Source organism: Acidovorax sp. HDW3, from assembly GCF_011303755.1.
In the GTDB taxonomy this organism is placed as follows: Bacteria; Pseudomonadota; Gammaproteobacteria; order Burkholderiales; family Burkholderiaceae_C; genus Paenacidovorax.
Genome location: NZ_CP049885.1, coordinates 2490791 through 2509178 on the forward strand (window position 1 = coordinate 2490791; position 18388 = coordinate 2509178).

The window sequence follows — 18388 nt, forward strand, 5'->3', positions numbered from 1 at the left end:
CTGCAAAGCCCGCCGTGCCAGCGCCAGAAGCTATCATTTTTAGAGCGAATTTATTTACGCCAGTAGTTGTTTGCAGCCGCCACGGTCTGGAAGTTGATGGCGATGACCTGCGACGCCGCCGTGAGCGCAGCGTGGTCGTTGGCGTACTCCGGGCGCAACTTGTGCAGCACCTCGGTATCGGGCTGGGTGTACTTCACGCCCCGGCGGCTGAGCGTGATCGCCAGCTCGTAGCCCTGCTGCGGGGTATCGGTGATCAAAGACATGAGCCAGGTATCGGCCATGGGTTTCTCCTTGAGGTGGGGGAACAACGTGGGAGCAGCGATTGTGCACACCCTGGCATAAACTGCCACGACCACCTCCCTATAGCCGCACCATGTCTGCAGCTACCCCATCCGTGCCCCTGCTCCACTGCCTCCCCCGCCGCCGCCTACTGGCCCACTGCCTGGCCCTGCCCAGCACCTGGGCCGGCGCCGCCATGGCAGCGGACAGCGCCGCCAGCCCCCTGCCCCTGCTCGCCCGCGTGGCGCAAACCCACGCCAGCGAGCTGATAGAAGCCACCGACCGCGCCCTCGCCGACCTGGCCGAGGCCCTGCGCCAGGCGCCCCACGCCCTGGGCCAACACCAGGCGCAGCAGGCCCAGGCGCTGCAGCGCCTGCCGTTCTTGCACGGCCTGGCGCTGCTGGACATGCAGGGCCTGGTGCTGGCCTCGACCCGCACCGCCGAACAAGGCCGGCGCGCCGACCTGCAGCAACTCCTGCCCAGCCTGGTGCAAGAAGGCCCGCTGGCCATCGGCCCCTGGCAACCCGGGCGCCTGACGGAGCCGCCCGCACCGCCCGACGAGGGCTACGTCCCCCTGCTGCGCCGCGTGCAATGGGGGCCGCAAAGCAGCGCCCTGCTGCTGGCGCAGCTGCGCCCCTCGGCGCTGGCGCACTACCAACAACAGCTGCTCGAAGGCAGCGCCGCCGGCACCACCGTGCAGCTGGCCCTGAGCGACGGCAGCCTGCTGCTGCAAACCCCCGCCGCCACGCCGCCACCAGGCCCGAGCCTGCGCGCCAACCCGGTGTTTGCCGACGGCGCCATGGCCGTCGCCGAAGGCCGCTACGGCCCCCTGGACAGCCCCCAGGGCCCGCTGCTGGGCGCCTGGAGCCGCGCCGCGCACTGGCCGCTGATCGCCGTCGCCACACAACCCGCGCCGCCCATTGCCGCACCTGCCCGCCCACCCGCTGCCGCGCCCACGCCCTCGCCCTGGTGGTGGCTGCTCGGCGGCATCGGCCTGCTGGGCGGCGCCGGGGCCTGGCTGTGGCGGCGCCAACGGCAGGCGCAGCAACGCACCCAACAACACCAGCAGCTGCGCCAGCAAGCGCAGCAAGAAGCGCTGCGCGAAGTGCACGAGCAAATGGCGCTGGCCGAGCTGCAATCGCTCTCGGGCCAGCTCGCAGCGCAGCCGCCCACGCCCGCCAGCGCCCACCCCCACGCCATCTTCACCCCGGCCCAGGATGCGGAGCAAGACCGCCAGGAGCAAGACGCCCTGGCCGAGCTGCAGGCGCTCTCGGGTCAGCTCGTCGCACCCCGCAGCGCAGAGCCCGCCACTGCCCCAGCCACCGCCACCCCGCCACCGCTGGCACACGACCCGCTCGAGACCTGCGACATGCGCGAGCTGATCGAGAACATGGCAACCGAACTGAGCCCGCTGCTCGAAGACAAGCAGCTTCCGCTCAAGCTGCAGCTCGGGCGCGCGCCGCTGCCCGCGCGCGTCGATCCCGAACAGCTGGCGGAGGTGCTGCGCCACGTGCTGGGCAACGCCATCCGCCACTCGCCCGAGGGCCGCACCATCCACATCCTGGCCGAGCCGACGCCCGACGCGCGCCACCTGCACCTGTGCGTGCACGACCAGGGCCCGGGCTTTGCCCCCACGGCACTGCCGCTGCTGCCCGGGCCGCGCCTGGCGGGGCAGCTGAGCCTGGCCGCCTGCCGCAGCATCGTGCAAGAGCACGGTGGCCAGCTCGACGCCGCCAACGACCCCAACGGCGGCGCCAGCGTGCACATCCGCCTGCCGCTGCAGGCGGCCCTTCAGTCCTGATTCTTCTTGCGCGCGCGCGGGTGCGCCTGGTCGTAAGCCTGCGCCAGGTGCTGAAAATCGAGCCGCGTATACACCTGCGTCGTCGTGATGCTGGCGTGGCCCAGCAGCTCCTGCACGGCGCGCAAGTCGCCGCTGGACTGCAGCAGGTGGCTGGCAAACGAGTGGCGCAGCATGTGCGGGTGCACCGGCTTGGACAGCCCCGCCAGCTGGCTGCGCGCGCGCACCCGCGCCCAGACCGAGGCCGCCGACAGGCGCGCGCCGCGCCGGCCGACGAACAGCGCCGGCTCGGCCCAGCCCGGCGCAAACGGCGCGCTGCGCTGCGCCAGCCAGGCCGCCAGCGCCACCAGCGCAGCGCGCCCCACGGGTACGCTGCGGCGCTTGGCGCCCTTGCCCAGCACGTGGGCCAGGCCGCTGTCGGCGTCGATCCAGCCGCGCCCCTGGGCCTGGGCCTCGGCGCTGGCCTGGCAATCGAGGCTGACGAGCTCGCCCACGCGCAAACCGGCGCCGTAGAGCAGGGCAACCAGGGCGCCGTCGCGCGCCTCCTCCCAGGGGTCGGCGCGGGCGCTGGGCGCAAAGTCGGCCAGCGCCACGGCCTCATCGACCGCCAGCGCCTTGGGCAGCGGCTTGGGCGCGCGCGGCGCGCGCAGACCCAGGGCCGGGTTGTGCTCGGCCAGGCCCTGGCGCACGGCCCAGGCATAAAACCCGCGCCAGCCCGACAAAATCAAACCCACGCCACGCGCGCTGCGGCCGCTGGCGTGCATCTGCGCCAGGCAGCGACGCAGCTGCGCCGGCGTCAGCGCCAGCAGCGCCACGCCGGGCGCGGCCTGCGCCGCCAGCGCCTGCAGGCGCAGCAAATCCTGGCGGTACAGCTGCTGGGTGCGCAGTGCCAGGCGTTTTTCCACGCGCACGTGGGTCAGGTACTGCTCGGCCAGCTCAGGCAGGGCGGCGGCGCTCATCAAAAGATAGCTGCTAGCGCTTGTTCTGCCTTGGTTTGCAAGCCAAATAGACTGCAAACCAAGCACCAGCAAGCGCTACCAGCTCCTGTTTTGCTAGCGCAGACGCGCCAGGGCGGCGCTGCCGAGCTCGGCCATGCGCGCCAGGAAGTCGGTGCCCATGGTGGCGTCAAAGCGCTGCGCGTCGGGCGAGCCCAGCACCAGCAGGCCAAAGGCGGGCGTGGTGCTGTCGATGCCGCCTTCGCGCAGCGGCAGCAGCGCCAGCGACTGCACGCTGCTCGCGTCGGCCAGCCAGGCGGTGGCTTCAAAGCCGAGGTTGGGGCCGCAAAACGGCATGGTCAGCGAGGTGGCGAAGGCGCGCGTATCTTCGCTTGCGCCCTGGGCAAAGGCGGCGCCCTGGTATTGCGGCGCCACGTCCCACACGCGCAGCGCGGCCTGCGGCACGTCGAAGGCGTTTTCTATGCCCTGCGCCAGCACCTGCGGCAGGTCTGCCGGGGCGATGCAGCGCGCCAGGGTGCAGGCCCAGGCGTGGATTTTTTGCGCGATGGCGGTGTTCTCGTTGCTGTGGCGCACCATGTCCATGACGCGCTGCTCCAGGCCCTTGATTTTTTCGCGCAGCAGCTCGGCCTGGCGCTCGTGCAGGCTGACGGCGCGCTGCCCGTGCGGGCTGGCGATGGTGATGCTGGCGAGCACCTCGGCGTGGCGCTGGAAGAACGCCGGCGTGTTGCACAGGTAGGCGGCAATGTCGTTTTCCGACAGCGGCGGCAAAGAAGATGTGTCCATGGTCGTCATAACAGGTCTGGCAATTCAATCTGGCCCTCGAACACCGTGGTGGCGGGGCCGGTGAGGAAAACAGCGTCGCTGGCGCCACCGGCCCAGGCGATGGTCAGCAGGCCGCCGCGCGTGTGCACATCGACCTCGGCGTCGAGCAGGCCCAGGCGGATACCGGCCACCACCGCCGCGCAGGCGCCGGTGCCGCAGGCCATGGTTTCGCCGGCGCCGCGCTCGTACACGCGCAGGCGGATCTGGCGGCGGCTTTGCACCTGCATGAAGCCGACGTTGACGCGCGCGGGAAAGCGCGGGTGCGACTCGATCAGCGGCCCCCACGCGGCCACCGGGGCGCTGTCGGTGTCGTCCACCAGCAGCACCGCGTGCGGGTTGCCCATGGACACCACCGCTATCGAAACAGTAGCTGCTGACGCAAGCCCACCCAGCGTCAGCGGCCATATCTGCCCCTCGCCCTGGGTCTGGGGCACGAGCCCGTCGGTGGCAAACGGCAGCTGCGCCGGCAGCAGGCGCGGGCAGCCCATATCGACGGTGACGCGGCCATCGGCGTTCAGGCGCGGGGCGATGACGCCGGCGCGCGTCTGCACGCGGATGCGGTCCTTGTCGGTCAGGCCCTTGTCGCGCACGTAGCGGGCAAAGCAGCGCGCGCCGTTGCCGCACTGCTCGACCTCGCCGCCGTCGGCGTTGTGGATCACGTATTCAAAATCGAGGCCCGGCGCCGGCGCCGCGCGCACGCTCAAAATCTGGTCGGCACCGATGCCGAAATGCCGGTCGGCCAGCCAGCGGTACTGCGCCGCCGACAGGCCCAGGCGGCCCCGGGTTTCGTCGAGCACGATGAAGTCGTTGCCCGCGCCCTGCATTTTGGTAAAGCGGATTTGCATGATGGGCGCACATTATCCGCATCTGCCAGCGCGGCGACGCACACGTTCCGGGGGGATTTGGTTTATCGTCCCCAACCCAACCGCTTTGCACCCCTGCCCGCCCCATGAAACTCTGGCACCACCTGCACCAACCCCAATGGGGCGCGCTGCTGCTGCGCGTCACCCTGGCCCTGCTGCTGCTGCTGCACGGCATTGCCAAGCTGCGCTACGGCATCGGCTGGATCGAAGGCCAGGTGGTGCGCCACGGCCTGCCCGGCGCCCTGGCCTACGCCGTGTACCTGGGCGAAGTCGTGGCGCCGCTGTTGCTGCTGGTGGGCTACTGGGTGGTGCCGGCGGCGCTGCTGGTCGTCGTCAACATGGTCGTGGCCCTGATTTTGGTGCACCCCGGCGACTGGCTGCAGTTGAGCAAAACCGGCGGCTGGGCGCTGGAGCTGCAGGCGTTCTACCTGGTGGGCGCGCTCACCATCGCCCTCACGGCCAAACCGGGCAAATGACCATGCCGCGCCCCCACCAACAACTGCACCCGGCGCAGCCGCCGGCCACACCGTTGGCAGCCGCCACCGTGCTGCTGCTGCGCGACGACGCCCAGGGCCGGCTGCAGGTGCTGATGACGCGCCGCGCCGCCGGCGCCAGCTTTGCGCCCAGCGCCTACGTCTTCCCCGGCGGCGGCATCGAGGCCCAGGACAGCACCGCCCACGCCCACGCCCAGGCGCAGGCGCGCCCCGGGCAGGCCGGCACCGCGCTGACCGAGGCCCTGGCCGCCATCCGCGAGAGCTTTGAAGAGCTCGGCCTGCTGCTGGCGCGCCACGCCGATGGCCGCTGGGCCAGCGCCGCCGACATCGCACGGCTCGATCGCCACGCCCACCTGGCCACGCAATGCCAGGCGCACGGCCTGCGCCTGGCGGCCGACGCCCTGTGGCCGCTGGCGCACTGGACGGCCGACCGCAGCCTGCCCAAGCGCTTTGCCGTGCCCTTCTTCGTCGCCGCCATGCCCCCCGGGCAGACGGCGCAGGCCGACGAAACCGAGCAGTTCGAGCCCTGCTGGGTGCGCCCGCAAGAGGCGCTGGCGCAGCACGCCGAAGGCCGCTTCGCCATGATCTACCCCACGGTGCGCACGCTCGAACGCCTTGCCGCCTACGCCGACAGCGCCGCCGTGCTCGCCGCCGTCGCCGCCGGCCCGCTGTGGGCCAGCTGCCCGCGCAGCGGCCTGAAAAACGGCCAGGAAACGCGCTTCATGGAGCACGAGCCGGCCTATGGCGAACTCGCCCTGGTCTGCCCCGACGGCCAGGTCGCGCACGCGCTCGACTGGCAAAGCGAACGCCCCATGCCGCTGCTGCGCAACCTGCTGCGCCTGACGGCGCCCAACCCCGGCCTGATGACCGGCCCCGGCACCAACAGCTACCTGGTGGGCGAGCGGGCCACCGGCTTCATCGCCATCGACCCCGGCCCGGCCGACGCCGGCCACGTGCAGCGCCTGTGGCAGGCCGCTGGCGGCGACATCCGCGCCATCGTCTGCACCCACTCGCACCAGGACCACGCCCCCGGCGCGGCGCCGCTGCAACAGCTGTGCGTGCAGGCCGGGCGCACCGCACCGCCCATCCTGGGCCTGCCATCGCAACCTACGGCACGCGCCAACAGCCAGTTTCAGCCCGACCGTGTGCTACAAAATAATGAGCTACTCACGCTGACTGGACAAGGGCCAGATGGCAAAATCACCCACACCCTGGAAGTGATCCACACCCCCGGCCACGCCGCCAACCACCTGTGCCTGCTGCTGCGCGAGGACGCGCTGCTGTTCTCGGGCGACCACATCCTCAGCGGCAGCACCACCGTCATCGACCCGCCCGACGGCAACATGACCGCCTACCTCGACTCGCTCGCGCGCCTGGATGCGCTGTGTGCCGCGCACGGCGTGGAATTCATCGTGCCGGCCCACGGCCACGTGCTGCACCAGGCGCGCAGCACCATCGCCCACCTGCGCGCACACCGCCTGGCACGCGAAGCCAAGGTGCGCGCCGCACTCGAACAATGCCCCGGCGGCAGCCTGCAAGACTGGCTCGCCCTGGCCTACGCCGACACCCCGCGCGCCCTCTGGCCGGTGGCCGAACGCTCGCTGCGCGCCCACATCGAACGCCTGCAATCCCTGCCCACACCATGACCGACGACACCACCCGCCTGGCCAAGCGCCTGGCGCAAGAACTCCCCTGCTCGCGCCGCGAGGCCGAGCAGTACATCGAAGGCGGCTGGGTCAGCGTGGACGGCCAGGTGGTCGAGCTGCCCGGCGCCCGCGTCGCGCCGCAGCAGCGCGTGGCACTGGCGCCAGACGCCAGCCTGCTGGAGCTGACCCCCGTCACCCTGCTGCTGCACAAGCCCCCGGGCTATGAAGCCGGCTTGGGGCTGGACGCCGGCCACGCCGCGCACAGCAGCCGCAGCCAGGGCGCGCCCGCAGCCCTGACGCTGCTGAGCGCGGCATCCCACCTGCCCGAGGACGCGTCCGGCACCAAGGTGCTGCTGCGCCACTTCAAGCAGCTCGAATGCTTCACGCCCCTGCCCACACCCGCCAGCGGCCTGGTGGTCTACACGCAAGACCGCCGCATCGCACGCAAGCTGCAGGAAGACATCGAGACGCTGGAGCAGGAATGCATCGTGGAAGTGGCCGGCCAGATCGCCGAGGGCGGCCTGCAAAAACTCTGCCACGGCCTCTCGTTCAACGGCAGGCCGCTGCCCCCCATCAAGGTGAGCTGGCAGAACGAAACGCGCCTGCGCTTCGCGCTCAAGGGCATCCGCCCCGGCCAGATCCCGGCCATGTGCGAGGCCGTGGGCCTGCGCGTGCTGGCCATCAAACGCATCCGCATCGGCCGCGTGCCGCTGGCCAAGGTGCCCGAGGGGCAGTGGCGGTATTTGCAGGGGTGGGAGCGGTTTTGACCCTGGCCAGCCTCGCATCCAATTGACGCATTAAGATGCCCGTTCTGATGAAAGGCCACCATGCGCACCATCGTCACCATCGACGACCAGCTCTACCAGCGCGCGCTGGAGCTGGCCGGCCCTGAGCTGGACAAGGCCGACCTGTTTCGCACTGCCGTTGAAACCTTTGTGCGCGTGCAGGCCGGGCAACGCCTGGCCGAGCAGGCCCAGCGCCTGGGCGTGGGCTACCAGCCCGCCCTGCCTGCGCCGCACTGACCCGTTTTTTGCCCCATGCTCGATACCGCTACCGCAAACGTTATCCAGACAGCTTGCCGCCCAGCCACTGCTGCAACCCATGCGCGGGCATGGGACGGGCAAAGAGGTAGCCCTGCCCCTCGGCGCAGCCTTGCTGGCGCAGCATCTGCCAGTGTTCGGTTGTTTCCACCCCTTCGGCAATCACGCGCAGGCCCATGCTGTGCGCCAGGGCAATCACGGCCTGGCAGATGGCGCGGTCGTTGGCGTCGTTCAGGATGTCGCGCACAAAGGACTGGTCGATCTTGAGCTGCGACAGCGGCAGGCGCTTGAGGTAGGCCAGCGACGAATAGCCCGTACCAAAATCGTCCAGCGCAAACCGTACCCCCAGCTCGCGCAGGCTGTGCATACGGGCAATGCATTCGTCCATGTCCTGCAGCAGCAGGCTCTCGGTCAGCTCCAGCTTCAGCTGTGCCGGGTGGGCGCCCGTGGCGGCAATGGTCTGCGCCAGCACCGGCACAAAATCGGGCGCGCGAAACTGGCGTGCGCTCACGTTGATCGCCACTTCCAAGCCACTGGTCAGGCCGTCGCGCTGCCACAGCGCCTGCTGGCGGCACGCCTGCTCCAGCACCCAGCGGCCAATGGCCAGAATCTGCCCCGTTTCCTCAGCAATCGGTATGAACACTGCGGGCGAGACGCTGCCCAGCTCCGGACTTTCCCAGCGCAGCAAGGCTTCCACGCCCATGCACCGTCCCTGCGCATTCACCTGCGGCTGGTAGTGCAAGCAAAATTCACCGTTTTCCAGTGCCCGGTACAGGGCTTTTTCCATGGCTGCGCGGGCGTTGATGGCTACCTGCATCCGGGGGTCAAAAAACCGCAGAGTGTTGCGCCCTGCAGCCTTGGCCTCGTACATGGCCAGGTCGGCCTGTTTGAGCAGTTCGTCAATTTGGGTGCGGCCGCCATGGAACAGCGCCACCCCCAAACTGGGCGTGCTGCGCACCGCGTGCGGCCCCAACTGGTAGGGCGCCGAGAGGGCTTGCACGATTTTGCGGCCCACGCCCTCGGCCTCCGCTGCCGCCTGGGTGGGCTGCTCATGCAAATCCGTCAGCAAGACGATGAATTCGTCGCCCCCCAGGCGGGCCACGGTATCGACCTGGCGCACGCACTCGCGCAGGCGCTGCGCCACCTGCACCAGCAGCAGGTCGCCCGTGTCGTGGCCCAGGGTGTCGTTGAGGGTTTTGAAATTGTCCAGGTCAATGAATACCACCGCCCCATGCGCGCTGCTGCGAGTGCAGCTGGCGCTGGCGTGCTCGATGCGGTCGAGCAGCAGGCGGCGGTTGGGCAGGCCCGTGAGCGGGTCGTAAAACGCCAGGTTGCGGATTTCCTCCTGCGCCTGGCGGCGTACGGTGATGTCCATGATGACGCCCAGCAGCCCCCGGTCTTGCCCCTGGCTGTCGTGAAAACGCTTGCCGCTGAGATTGCCCCAAAACGTGCTGCCATCGCTGCGCCAGTACAGGCGATCGAGATCGACCTGATCGATGTCACTCTCCAGCAGCGCCAGCATTTTTTGGTGCGACACGTCGTGCTCATCCGGGTGCACCAGCGAAACGTAGGGGCTGCCCACAATTTGCGCACAGGGCCGCTGGAACATGCGGGCCATGGATTCATTGGCGCGGGTGATGGTGCCCTGGCGATCGACCAGGAAGATGGCGACGTTGGAAGTGTCGAAAATTTGCTGCAAGAGCGACTCGCTCTCTTGCACGCGCAAGGCATCGTGCTTGCGCTGGGTGATGTCCTCGATAAAGCCGTGGTAGGTGGTGATGCCATCGGCTGCTGTCAAAGGTATGGAACTGGCATGAAACCAGCGCGCTTCGCCATCGGGCAGGATAAAGCGAATCTCCTCTGAAAACGCTGCCCGCGCCTGCGACGCTTGGCGATCGGCTTCCAAAAAACGCGGCAAATCCTCCGGGTGGATACGCGAAAACAAGTTCATGGGGTCGGCCATGGCGTCGGCGGCGCAAACACCTATGAGGCGCTCGACCCCTTCGCTCATATAGAGCAGGTGGGGGCGCTGCCCCTCTTCGAGCCGGTAGTGGTACACCACCACGGGCAGGTGGTTCATGAACTCCTTGAGCTGCTGCAGCTCCTGGTGCAGGCGCTCGTCTGCTGGTGCCTGGGTATTGCGGGGCATAGTGGTATTGCAAAGTCCTGCGGATGGGCTTGACGTAGCGGCCTGAACACTGGGCACTGGGCAAAAAAGAATGGAGCGCATGGTACTGCCTTTGTCACAGTGTGTGACACAAAGCTCCAACACAGGCACATCACCTTCCTTCGTGTGCATGGAACGGTGTTTCTTTATCCGGCTGCTTTTCGCCCCCGACTCGGCGCCACGCCATGCCAGCGCTTGTAAGCTTGCGACAAGGGTGCTATTGGCAAACCCGGATCCGGCGGCCACATCGGCAAAACTCAGGCGTCCCTCGGCCAGCAGCGCCTGGGCACGCGCCTGCTGCGCGGCCTGGAATCGATGACGGCAGCGATCGACGACTTTGATCGAAAAAGTGTGAAGCCCACCGATAAGCCGGATTCTGTGCACGCGGTTGCCCGCGCGTGACCGCCATTACTCTGGGCCGGGGGTCGCCCCACCGGCTCGATGCCACCTACCCGCACACGACCCGGGGGCCCCGGGGAGAACACCGCAGCGAACTGCGCCGCTCAGCGTGTGCCTACTTGGTGTTGCTGCGCGTAGAGATTGCCCGTTTCACCCGAAGCGGGCGCCGCCCGCTTCGGGTGGCTATGGTCTTTGCGGCTTACGCCGCAAACCGTCTGGCTTGCGCCAGCCTGGCCCGCTTGCGCGGGCGACCGATAGAACACCGTCGGTGGCTTGCTACCCGTCTCGACTCGTCTCTGTTGCTCTGATCCTCACCTCACGGTGGACAGCCGTTAGCTGCTACGCTGCCCTTTGCAGTCCGGACGTTCCTCCAGTGCGGCCTTTCGGCACTTGCACCAGCGGCGGTCTGGTGGGCTTCACGGGGGCGATTATCCTTGATGACGGCGCTGCCATCCGTCAATCCACCGCAAAACACCATGCACGACATCATTTGCCCGCACTGCCACAAGGCGTTCAAGATCGACGAGGCCGGTTACGCCGACATCCTCAAGCAGGTGCGTGACAAAGACTTTCAGCACCAGCTGCACGAGCGCCTGGAGCTGGCCGAGCGCGACAAGAAAAGCGCCGTGCAGCTGGCCGAGGCGCGGGTGACCAGCGCGCTGCAGCAGGCCGCCGCCAGCAAGGATGCCGAGATCAGCGCGCTCCAGGCCCGGCTCGATGCCAGCCAGACCGAGCGCGACGCGGCCGTGGCTGCCGCCCTGCGCGCCATCGAAAAAGAGCGCGACGGCCTGGCGCACGAACTGGCGCAGGCGCGTATCGACAAGCAAAGCGCGCTGCAGCTGGCCGACGCCACCCGGCTGGCCGAGCTGCAAAAAAACCGCGCCGCCCAGGAGGCGCAAATCCAACAGCTCAAGAGCCAGCTCGACGCCAGCCGCATGGCCCAGCAGCTGGCGGTGACCGAGGCCGTGGGCGCCGTGGCGCGCGAGCGCGACGAGCTGGGCAGCAGCCTCAAGCAGCTGGCGCTGGAAAAGCAACTGGCAGAAAAATCTTTGGTGGACAAGTACGAAACCCAGCTGCGCGACCGCGAGGACACCATCGAGCGCCTGCGCGACCTCAAATCGCGCCTATCGACCAAGATGCTGGGCGAGACGCTGGAGCAGCACTGCGAGGTCGAGTTCAACCGCATTCGCGCCATCGCCTTCCCGCGCGCCTACTTTGAAAAAGACAACGACGCCAAGAGCGGCAGCAAGGGCGATTTCATCTTCCGCGACGTGGACGAGGCCGGCACGGAAATCGTCTCCATCATGTTCGAGATGAAGAACGAGGCCGACGCCACCGCCACCAAGAAAAAGAACGAAGACTTTTTGAAGGAACTGGACAAGGACCGCCAGGAAAAGGGCTGCGAATACGCCGTGCTGGTGTCACTGCTGGAGGGCGACAACGAGCTGTACAACGGCGGCATCGTCGATGTCTCGCACCGCTACCCCAAGATGTACGTGGTGCGGCCGCAGTTCTTCATCCCCCTCATCACCTTGCTGCGCAACGCCGCCATGAACGCGCTGCAGTACAAGAGCGAGCTGGCCCAAGTGAAGGCGCAGAACATCGACATCACGCAGTTCGAAGACCAGCTCGAATCCTTCAAAAGCGCCTTTGGCAAGAACTACGAGCTGGCGTCGCGCCGCTTTGCCACCGCCATCGACGAGATCGACAAGTCCATAGACCACCTGCAGAAAACCAAGGACGCCCTGCTGGGCGCCGACCGCAACCTGCGCCTGGCCAACGACAAGGCGCAGGACGTGACGCTGAAAAAACTCACCCGCAACAACCCCACCATGACGGCCAAATTTGCCGAACTGCGCAACACCAACAGCCCCACATGAACACCACCGCCCCCACCCACTTCGATACCGCCGCGCGCGACTGGGACCAGCGCCCCATGTCGCAGCAAATGGCCGCCATCGCCCCGCGCCTGCTGGCCGCCGTGCCGCTGGCCGCCACCGATCATGTGCTGGACTTTGGCGCCGGCACCGGCCTGCTGGCCGCGCAGATCGCACCGCTGGTGGCGCAGGTGATGGCACTGGACACTTCCGCCGCCATGCTGCAGGTGCTGACCGAAAAAGGCCACGCCAACATCACCGCGCTGCAGGGCGACATTTTTGCCCTGCCGCCGGGCACCCTGGCGCCGCAAGACGCCATCGTCAGCGCCATGGCGCTGCACCACGTGGCCGACACCGCCGCGCTGCTGCGCGCCTTTGCTGCCCTGCTGCGCCCTGGCGCTCGCGTGGCGCTGGTGGATTTGTACGCCGAAGATGGCAGCTTTCACGGCGACAACGCCGCCAAGGGCGTGCACCATCTGGGCTTTGCGCCCGAGGCGCTGCAGGCGCTGGCCGAACAGGCCGGCTTTTGCGACGTTGCGCTGAAGGAAATTTTGCAGGTGCAGCACAAAAACGGGCGCAGCTACCCGCTGTTTTTGCTGACGGCGCGCAAGCCCTGAACCCTGGCTGCACTTGCGGCGCAGCAGGCATATGGATATGCCCGCCAGCGCAGAAGAACTCGTACAAAATGCAGCGCTTACCTGCTGCTTTTTCTTCTCCGGAGACGCCATGAAAGCCGACAACGTATTGCAAACCATTGGCAACACGCCGCACATCCGCATCAACCGCCTGTTTGGCGCAGGCGCCAACGTGTGGGTCAAATCTGAACGCAGCAACCCCGGCGGCTCGGTCAAGGACCGCATCGCCCTGGCGATGGTGGAGGACGCGGAAAAATCCGGCGCCTTGCAGCCCGGCGGCACCATCATCGAGCCCACCAGCGGCAACACCGGCATCGGCCTGGCACTGGTGGCCGCCGTCAAGGGCTACAAGCTGATTTTGGTGATGCCCGACAGCATGAGCATCGAGCGCCGCCGCCTGATGCTGGCCTACGGCGCGCAATTTGACCTCACGCCGAAAGAAAAAGGCATGAAAGGCGCCATCGCCCGCGCCGAGGAACTGGTGGCCCAAACCCCGGGCGCCTGGATGCCCCAGCAGTTCGAGAACCCGGCCAACGCCGACATCCACGCCCGCACCACGGCGCAGGAAATCCTGGCCGACTTCCCCGACGGGCTCGATGTGCTCATCACCGGCGTGGGCACGGGCGGGCACCTCACGGGCTGCGCGCGCGTGCTCAAGGAGAAATTCCCGCAACTCAAGGTCTTTGCCGTGGAGCCCACGCAGTCGCCCGTGATTTCGGGCGGCGCGCCCGGCCCGCACCCCATCCAGGGCCTGGGCGCAGGCTTCATCCCGAAAAACCTCGACACCCGCCTGCTCGATGGCGTGATCCAGGTGGATGCCGAACCGGCCCGCGAATACGCCCGCCGCTGCGCCCGCGAAGAAGGGCTGCTGGTGGGCATCTCCAGCGGCGCCACGCTGGCCGCCATTGCGCAAAAACTGCCCGAGCTGCCTGCGGGCAGCCGCATCCTGGGCTTTAACTACGACACGGGCGAGCGCTACCTGTCGGTGGAAGGCTTTTTGCCAAACTGAACCCTGTTCGCACCGCACAAAAACCCTGGGGCGTAAAATTTGCGCCCCTTTTTTATTGCACCTTCTTGCCCGATCACCACGGGCCATTCCCACCATGATCCGCCTTGCCGAACTGCGCCTGCCCCTGGCCGCGCTGCCCCTGGAGCCTGAAACCCACCCCCTGGACGCCCTACGCACGCTCGCGGCCCAAACCCTGGGCCTTGCGCCCGACGCCATCGCGCAACTGCAGGTGTTCAAGCGCAGCTTTGACGCCCGCAAGGCCGCGCTGCTGGCGGTCTATATCGTCGATTGCACCCTGGCCGAGCCGGCGCAGGAAGACGCCCTGCTGGCGCAGCACGCCCAAAATCCGCACATCCAGCGCACGCCCGACATGGCCTGGCAGCCGCCACCCCAGGCCCCGGCGGGCCTGGCCGAGCGCCCGGTGGTGGTGGGCTTTGGCCCCTGCGGCATTTTTGCCGCGCTGGTGCTGGCGCAAAGGGGCTTTCGGCCCATCGTGCTCGAACGCGGCAAGGCCGTGCGCGGGCGCACGCAGGACACCTGGGGCCTGTGGCGCAAGCGCCAGCTTGACCCCGAATCGAACGTGCAGTTCGGCGAAGGCGGCGCAGGCACGTTTTCTGACGGCAAGCTCTACAGCCAGATCAAAGACCCGCGCCACCTGGGGCGCAAGGTGCTGCAGGAATTCGTCGCCGCCGGTGCGCCGGCAGAAATTTTGTACGAGGCGCACCCGCACATCGGCACCTTCCGCCTGGTGAAGATGGTGGAGAACCTGCGCGCGCAAATCATCGCCCTGGGCGGCGAAATCCGCTTCTCGCAGCGCGTTGATGGCCTGGTGCTCGATGCCCACCGCCAGTTGACCGCCCTGCGCGTGCACGACCTGGCCAGCGCCAGCGACTACGAACTGCCCACGCGCCACGCCGTGCTGGCCCTGGGCCACAGCGCACGCGACAGCTTTGCCGCCCTCTGGCGCCTGGGCGTGCAGATGCAGGCCAAGCCGTTTTCAGTGGGCGTGCGCATCGAGCACCCGCAAAGCGTGATCGACGCCGCCCGCTGGGGCCAGCACGCAGGCCACCCGCTGCTGGGCGCAGCCGACTACAAGCTGGTGCACCACGCCCGCAATGGCCGCAGCGTGTACAGCTTTTGCATGTGCCCCGGCGGCACCGTGGTGGCCGCCACCAGCGAGCCGGGCCGCGTGGTCACCAACGGCATGAGCCAGTATTCCCGCGCCGAGCGCAACGCCAACGCCGGCATGGTGGTGGGCATTGCGCCCGAGGACTACCCACAGGACGCCGCCGCCTTCGAGGCCGTCTTCGGCGACAGCCTGGGCGCGGGCAGCCTGCCAGCGGGCACGGCGCACCCGCTCTCGGGCATCGTGCTGCAGCGCCAGTTGGAGGCACAGGCCTTCGTGCTCGGTGGGGGTGACTACAGCGCGCCAGCGCAGCGGGTGGGCGACTTTCTGGCTGGGCGCGCCTCTACGGCGCTGGGCAGCGTGCAGCCCTCCTACCAGCCCGGCGTGCACCTGTGCGACCTGGCCCAGCTGCTTCCCGCCTACGCCGTGGCCGCCCTGCGCGAGGCCCTGCCCGCCATGGCGCGCAAGATCAAGGGCTACGACATGCCCGACGCCCTGCTCACAGCGGTGGAGACACGCACCTCCTCGCCTCTGCGCATCGACCGGGGCGAAGATTTTCAAAGCTGCAACACCCCCGGCCTGTACCCGGCGGGCGAAGGTGCGGGCTACGCCGGCGGGATTTTTTCCGCCGGCGTGGACGGCATCAAGGTGGGCGAGGCCGTGGCGCGGGCGATGGTGGGGGCATAAAAAAACGGCGCTGGCCCCAGGCCAGCGCCGTGCATACGCGCCGCGCTATCAACCCTGCAGGTTCTGCAGCGCCGCAATGCGCTCCTCGATCGGCGGGTGGGTGGAGAACAATTGGCCAATGCCACCGGCAATGCCCATGGCCGCCACGCTCTTGGGCAATTCAGCCGGATGCAGGCCACCCAGGCGCGCCAAGGCGTTGACCATGGGCTGCTTGCGCCCCATGAGCTGGGCAGCGCCCGCATCGGCGCGGAACTCACGTTGGCGCGAGAACCAGGCAACGATGATGGCGGCCACAAAACCCAGCACGATGTCGAGCACGATGGTGGTCACCATGTAGCCGATGCCGGGGCCGGAGCTGCGCTCATCGTCCTTGCGCAAAAAGCTGTCCACGGCGTAGCCGATGACGCGCGAGAGAAAGACGACGAAGGTGTTCATCACGCCCTGGATCAGCGTCATGGTCACCATGTCGCCGTTGGCGATGTGCGCCACCTCGTGGCCGATGACGGCCTCGACCTCCTCGCGCGTCATGTTCTGCAAAAGGCCGGTGGAGACGGCCACCAGGGCCGAATTCTTGAACGCGCCGGTGGCAAAGGCGTTGGGGTCGCCTTCAAAAATACCGACTTCGGGCATACCGATACCGGCTTTTTGCGCAAAACCACGCACGGTCTCGACGATCCAGCGCTCATCGGGCGAGCCCGAGCCGTCGATCACGCGCACGCCCGAAGACCACTTGGCCATGGGCTTGCTGATGAGCAGCGAAATGATGGCGCCGCCAAAGCCCATGACCAGGGCAAAGCCCAGCAACGCGCCCAGATTCAGGCCGTTGGCCGTGAGATATTTGTTCACGCCCAGCAGGCTAGAAACAATGCCCAGCACCACCACGACGGCGAGGTTGGTAAGGACGAATAAGACGATACGTTTCATCGAAGGAGCTCCAAAGAGGCAGGCAGGGATGAGAGAGACAGAAACTGGGTGCGCCACGCCCATTTTTCAAGAACACAGGGGTCGGGCGGGACGGAACACAAAGGAGTCATCGTAGAACGAAAAGTTCTCGTTCGCCGGCCACCAGAGCGCAATCCCGAGCACAGGCAAGGGGACAAACGGCTTGCCTTGCAGATGCGAAGCCTGCAGGTCTTGCGCCAGCCAAGCGTCGATATTTGCTATATTTTTGATAGCTTCTTGCGCTTGATAGACGTGCGCTGCGAGTGGTTTTCTTGGATAAACCAGTTGTTCCAGCAACGCGTGGCCAAAGACAATGCACTGCGCCTGGCGCCACACAACCGCCCCGTCGGTAGCGCCAGCGGCGGCCAGCCTTTCTGGCCTGGGGGCTTGCCAGCCGATGGCGTGTAATCCCGCTGGTGTGCAGACCGTATCACCGCAAGTATTGAACTGCATTCGGAGCACCTGGCGGGATCAGAAGAAAGCGCGCTGGGTGCGCGGCCAACAGGGTGCGTACCTGCTCAGGGGTGCGAACCAGACCTTTGGTGTGCAATTTTTTGCTGACGCTGCCCAAATCCATCCATTGGCCTGCCAGCATTTCCGGGACAGCGAGCAGCACATCAGCAACCGACAGGGGTGCTGGTGCGGTGTACGCCACCTGGGTTGGCTGCTGGGCTGGGCTCAACCGAAAGTAGGCCGGATAACGGGCAAAGAATGCGGTGGATTTGGTGGTTTTTCCCAAAATGGTGTGCTCACGCAGCACCGGCACGATGTGCGAAAGCTGTTGTGGTACTTCGCGCAATGCAGGGATTGCGGCCAAGGTGCGCGCCACATCGTCGGGCAGCGCAGGGCAACGCGATTTCGTGGCCGCAGCTTGGTACATGATTTGGTTGGGCGCGGGAAAAGGAGAAAGCACAAACGCCGCACCCCATTGGGCAAACCATGTCGTGGCCTTGGTACCGGCAGCCAAAATGCCCTGCTCACGCAATGCCTTGATGACCTGGCCCAGATGTTGGGGCATTCCGGTACGCAAGGCGGGGTAGGCGCACAAAATTTGCTCAACATTACCCCCACAAACTGCCGGAGTAACCGGAGCGGGTGCTACCGCATGGGATTTGGGGGCCAAGGGCATAGGAGGCTGGGGAGTAGCCTCTGGCACCCCAATGGATGCTTGCGCTGGCGCAGTCGCTGCCGTGGAATCCTCCAAAACCGCAGTGGCCGTGGATGGAGGCTCCACCAACTCCAGCAGCACGACATCGTCATAAAAGCTCTCGGGATTGGCAAAAATTTGCCCTGCCAAGCTGAAACACCACACCAGACAGCCCTTCTCGCGCAGCCACGTTGCCAGGGGCACAAAATCGGCGTCGCCCGAGCAAATTGCTACGGCATCCAACTGGTTTTGGCAGACTGCCTCCACAGCGTCGATCACCAAGGCACTGTCGGTCGTTACCTTGTTGACGATCATGTTGGCGACCGGGCGCACGCCATGGCGCCACAGCACGGCCTCGATGGCTTTGAGGCTTTCTGCACGACCATAGGCGCGCTTGTAGAGCACGCGGTCGGCACGCTGGCGCAGGTCATTGAGCACATGGTCGAGCGCCGTGGCGTCGCTCAGGTTGTCTGCGTCGATAAAAACCGCCAGGTTGCGCAC

Annotated in this window: 17 protein-coding genes and 1 other RNA gene; 9 read left to right on the forward strand and 9 right to left on the reverse strand. The window is 67.2% G+C overall.

The annotated features are described in order from the left end of the window. Nucleotides 1-50: 50 nt before the first annotated feature. Nucleotides 51-281 carry a hexameric tyrosine-coordinated heme protein gene (locus G7045_RS11435; protein ID WP_166159755.1) on the reverse strand — a complete coding sequence of 77 codons (231 nt, stop codon included), beginning with the start codon at nucleotides 279-281 and terminating at the stop codon, nucleotides 51-53. A 92-nt stretch (nucleotides 282-373) separates the two neighbouring features. Between G7045_RS11435 and G7045_RS14840 the strand changes: the two genes are divergently transcribed. Continuing rightward, complete coding sequence (locus G7045_RS14840; RefSeq protein ID WP_166159756.1) at nucleotides 374-2080, forward strand: sensor histidine kinase KdpD; 1707 nt, start codon at nucleotides 374-376, stop codon at nucleotides 2078-2080. On the opposite strand, the gene G7045_RS11445 is transcribed toward G7045_RS14840, so the two are convergent. The 3 genes from G7045_RS11445 to dapF form a co-directional block, all read right to left on the reverse strand. Further along, nucleotides 2071-3036 (reverse strand): tyrosine-type recombinase/integrase, encoded by a 966-nt coding sequence (locus G7045_RS11445; RefSeq protein WP_166159757.1) that lies wholly within the window; start codon nucleotides 3034-3036, stop codon nucleotides 2071-2073. The genes G7045_RS14840 and G7045_RS11445 overlap by 10 nt on opposite strands. 93 nt (nucleotides 3037-3129) lie before the next feature. Then, nucleotides 3130-3816 (reverse strand): DUF484 family protein, encoded by a 687-nt coding sequence (locus tag G7045_RS11450; RefSeq protein WP_370521637.1) that lies wholly within the window; start codon nucleotides 3814-3816, stop codon nucleotides 3130-3132. A gap of 5 nt (nucleotides 3817-3821) precedes the next feature. Next, a complete protein-coding gene (gene dapF / locus G7045_RS11455; protein ID WP_166159759.1) occupies nucleotides 3822-4700 on the reverse strand; it encodes a diaminopimelate epimerase in 879 nt (292 codons plus the stop codon). A gap of 104 nt (nucleotides 4701-4804) precedes the next feature. On the opposite strand from dapF, the gene G7045_RS11460 reads away from it, so the two are divergent. The 4 genes from G7045_RS11460 to G7045_RS11475 are packed head-to-tail and all read left to right on the forward strand — an operon-like array spanning nucleotide 4805 to nucleotide 7880. Continuing rightward, on the forward strand, nucleotides 4805-5194 hold the full coding sequence (locus tag G7045_RS11460) for a DoxX family protein (RefSeq protein ID WP_166159760.1): 390 nt from the start codon (nucleotides 4805-4807) through the stop codon (nucleotides 5192-5194). A 2-nt stretch (nucleotides 5195-5196) separates the two neighbouring features. Further along, entirely contained in the window at nucleotides 5197-6858 is a 1662-nt protein-coding gene (locus G7045_RS11465; RefSeq protein WP_166159761.1) for an MBL fold metallo-hydrolase, read from the forward strand. After that, complete coding sequence (locus G7045_RS11470; RefSeq protein ID WP_166159762.1) at nucleotides 6855-7625, forward strand: rRNA pseudouridine synthase; 771 nt, start codon at nucleotides 6855-6857, stop codon at nucleotides 7623-7625. The genes G7045_RS11465 and G7045_RS11470 overlap by 4 nt, the downstream gene beginning before the upstream one ends. Nucleotides 7626-7685: 60 nt before the next feature. After that, complete coding sequence (locus tag G7045_RS11475; RefSeq protein WP_166159763.1) at nucleotides 7686-7880, forward strand: type II toxin-antitoxin system VapB family antitoxin; 195 nt, start codon at nucleotides 7686-7688, stop codon at nucleotides 7878-7880. Between the two features lie 40 nt (nucleotides 7881-7920). Here G7045_RS11475 and G7045_RS11480 read toward each other — a convergent pair whose 3' ends face one another. Both G7045_RS11480 and rnpB read right to left on the reverse strand, forming a co-directional pair. Then, complete coding sequence (locus tag G7045_RS11480; RefSeq protein ID WP_166159764.1) at nucleotides 7921-10047, reverse strand: bifunctional diguanylate cyclase/phosphodiesterase; 2127 nt, start codon at nucleotides 10045-10047, stop codon at nucleotides 7921-7923. A gap of 367 nt (nucleotides 10048-10414) precedes the next feature. Beyond that, nucleotides 10415-10882, reverse strand: an RNA gene (rnpB, locus tag G7045_RS11485) — RNase P RNA component class A. A gap of 58 nt (nucleotides 10883-10940) precedes the next feature. Between rnpB and G7045_RS11490 the strand changes: the two genes are divergently transcribed. The 4 genes from G7045_RS11490 (at nucleotide 10941) to G7045_RS11505 (ending at nucleotide 15798) form a co-directional block, all read left to right on the forward strand. Further along, nucleotides 10941-12344, forward strand: a complete 1404-nt coding sequence (locus G7045_RS11490) for a DUF2130 domain-containing protein (protein ID WP_166159765.1) — start codon at nucleotides 10941-10943, stop codon at nucleotides 12342-12344. After that, a complete protein-coding gene (locus G7045_RS11495) occupies nucleotides 12341-12958 on the forward strand; it encodes a class I SAM-dependent methyltransferase (RefSeq protein WP_166159766.1) in 618 nt (205 codons plus the stop codon). Before G7045_RS11490 ends, G7045_RS11495 begins: the two co-directional genes overlap by 4 nt. Nucleotides 12959-13067: 109 nt before the next feature. Next, nucleotides 13068-13985, forward strand: a complete 918-nt coding sequence (cysK, locus tag G7045_RS11500; protein WP_166159767.1) for a cysteine synthase A — start codon at nucleotides 13068-13070, stop codon at nucleotides 13983-13985. A gap of 94 nt (nucleotides 13986-14079) precedes the next feature. Next, nucleotides 14080-15798: an NAD(P)/FAD-dependent oxidoreductase gene (locus G7045_RS11505; RefSeq protein ID WP_166159768.1), complete on the forward strand. Its 1719-nt coding sequence runs from the start codon at nucleotides 14080-14082 to the stop codon at nucleotides 15796-15798. A 48-nt stretch (nucleotides 15799-15846) separates the two neighbouring features. Here G7045_RS11505 and htpX read toward each other — a convergent pair whose 3' ends face one another. The 3 genes from htpX to G7045_RS11520 all read right to left on the reverse strand — a co-directional run bounded on the left by htpX (nucleotide 15847) and on the right by G7045_RS11520 (nucleotide 18388). Beyond that, nucleotides 15847-16722, reverse strand: coding sequence for a protease HtpX (gene htpX, locus G7045_RS11510; RefSeq protein WP_166159769.1), 876 nt, complete (start codon nucleotides 16720-16722; stop codon nucleotides 15847-15849). 66 nt (nucleotides 16723-16788) lie between these two features. Next, nucleotides 16789-17193: a DUF3025 domain-containing protein gene (locus G7045_RS11515; RefSeq protein ID WP_166159770.1), complete on the reverse strand. Its 405-nt coding sequence runs from the start codon at nucleotides 17191-17193 to the stop codon at nucleotides 16789-16791. Further along, a complete protein-coding gene (locus G7045_RS11520; RefSeq protein WP_240919215.1) occupies nucleotides 17171-18388 on the reverse strand; it encodes an NYN domain-containing protein in 1218 nt (405 codons plus the stop codon). The genes G7045_RS11515 and G7045_RS11520 overlap by 23 nt, the downstream gene beginning before the upstream one ends.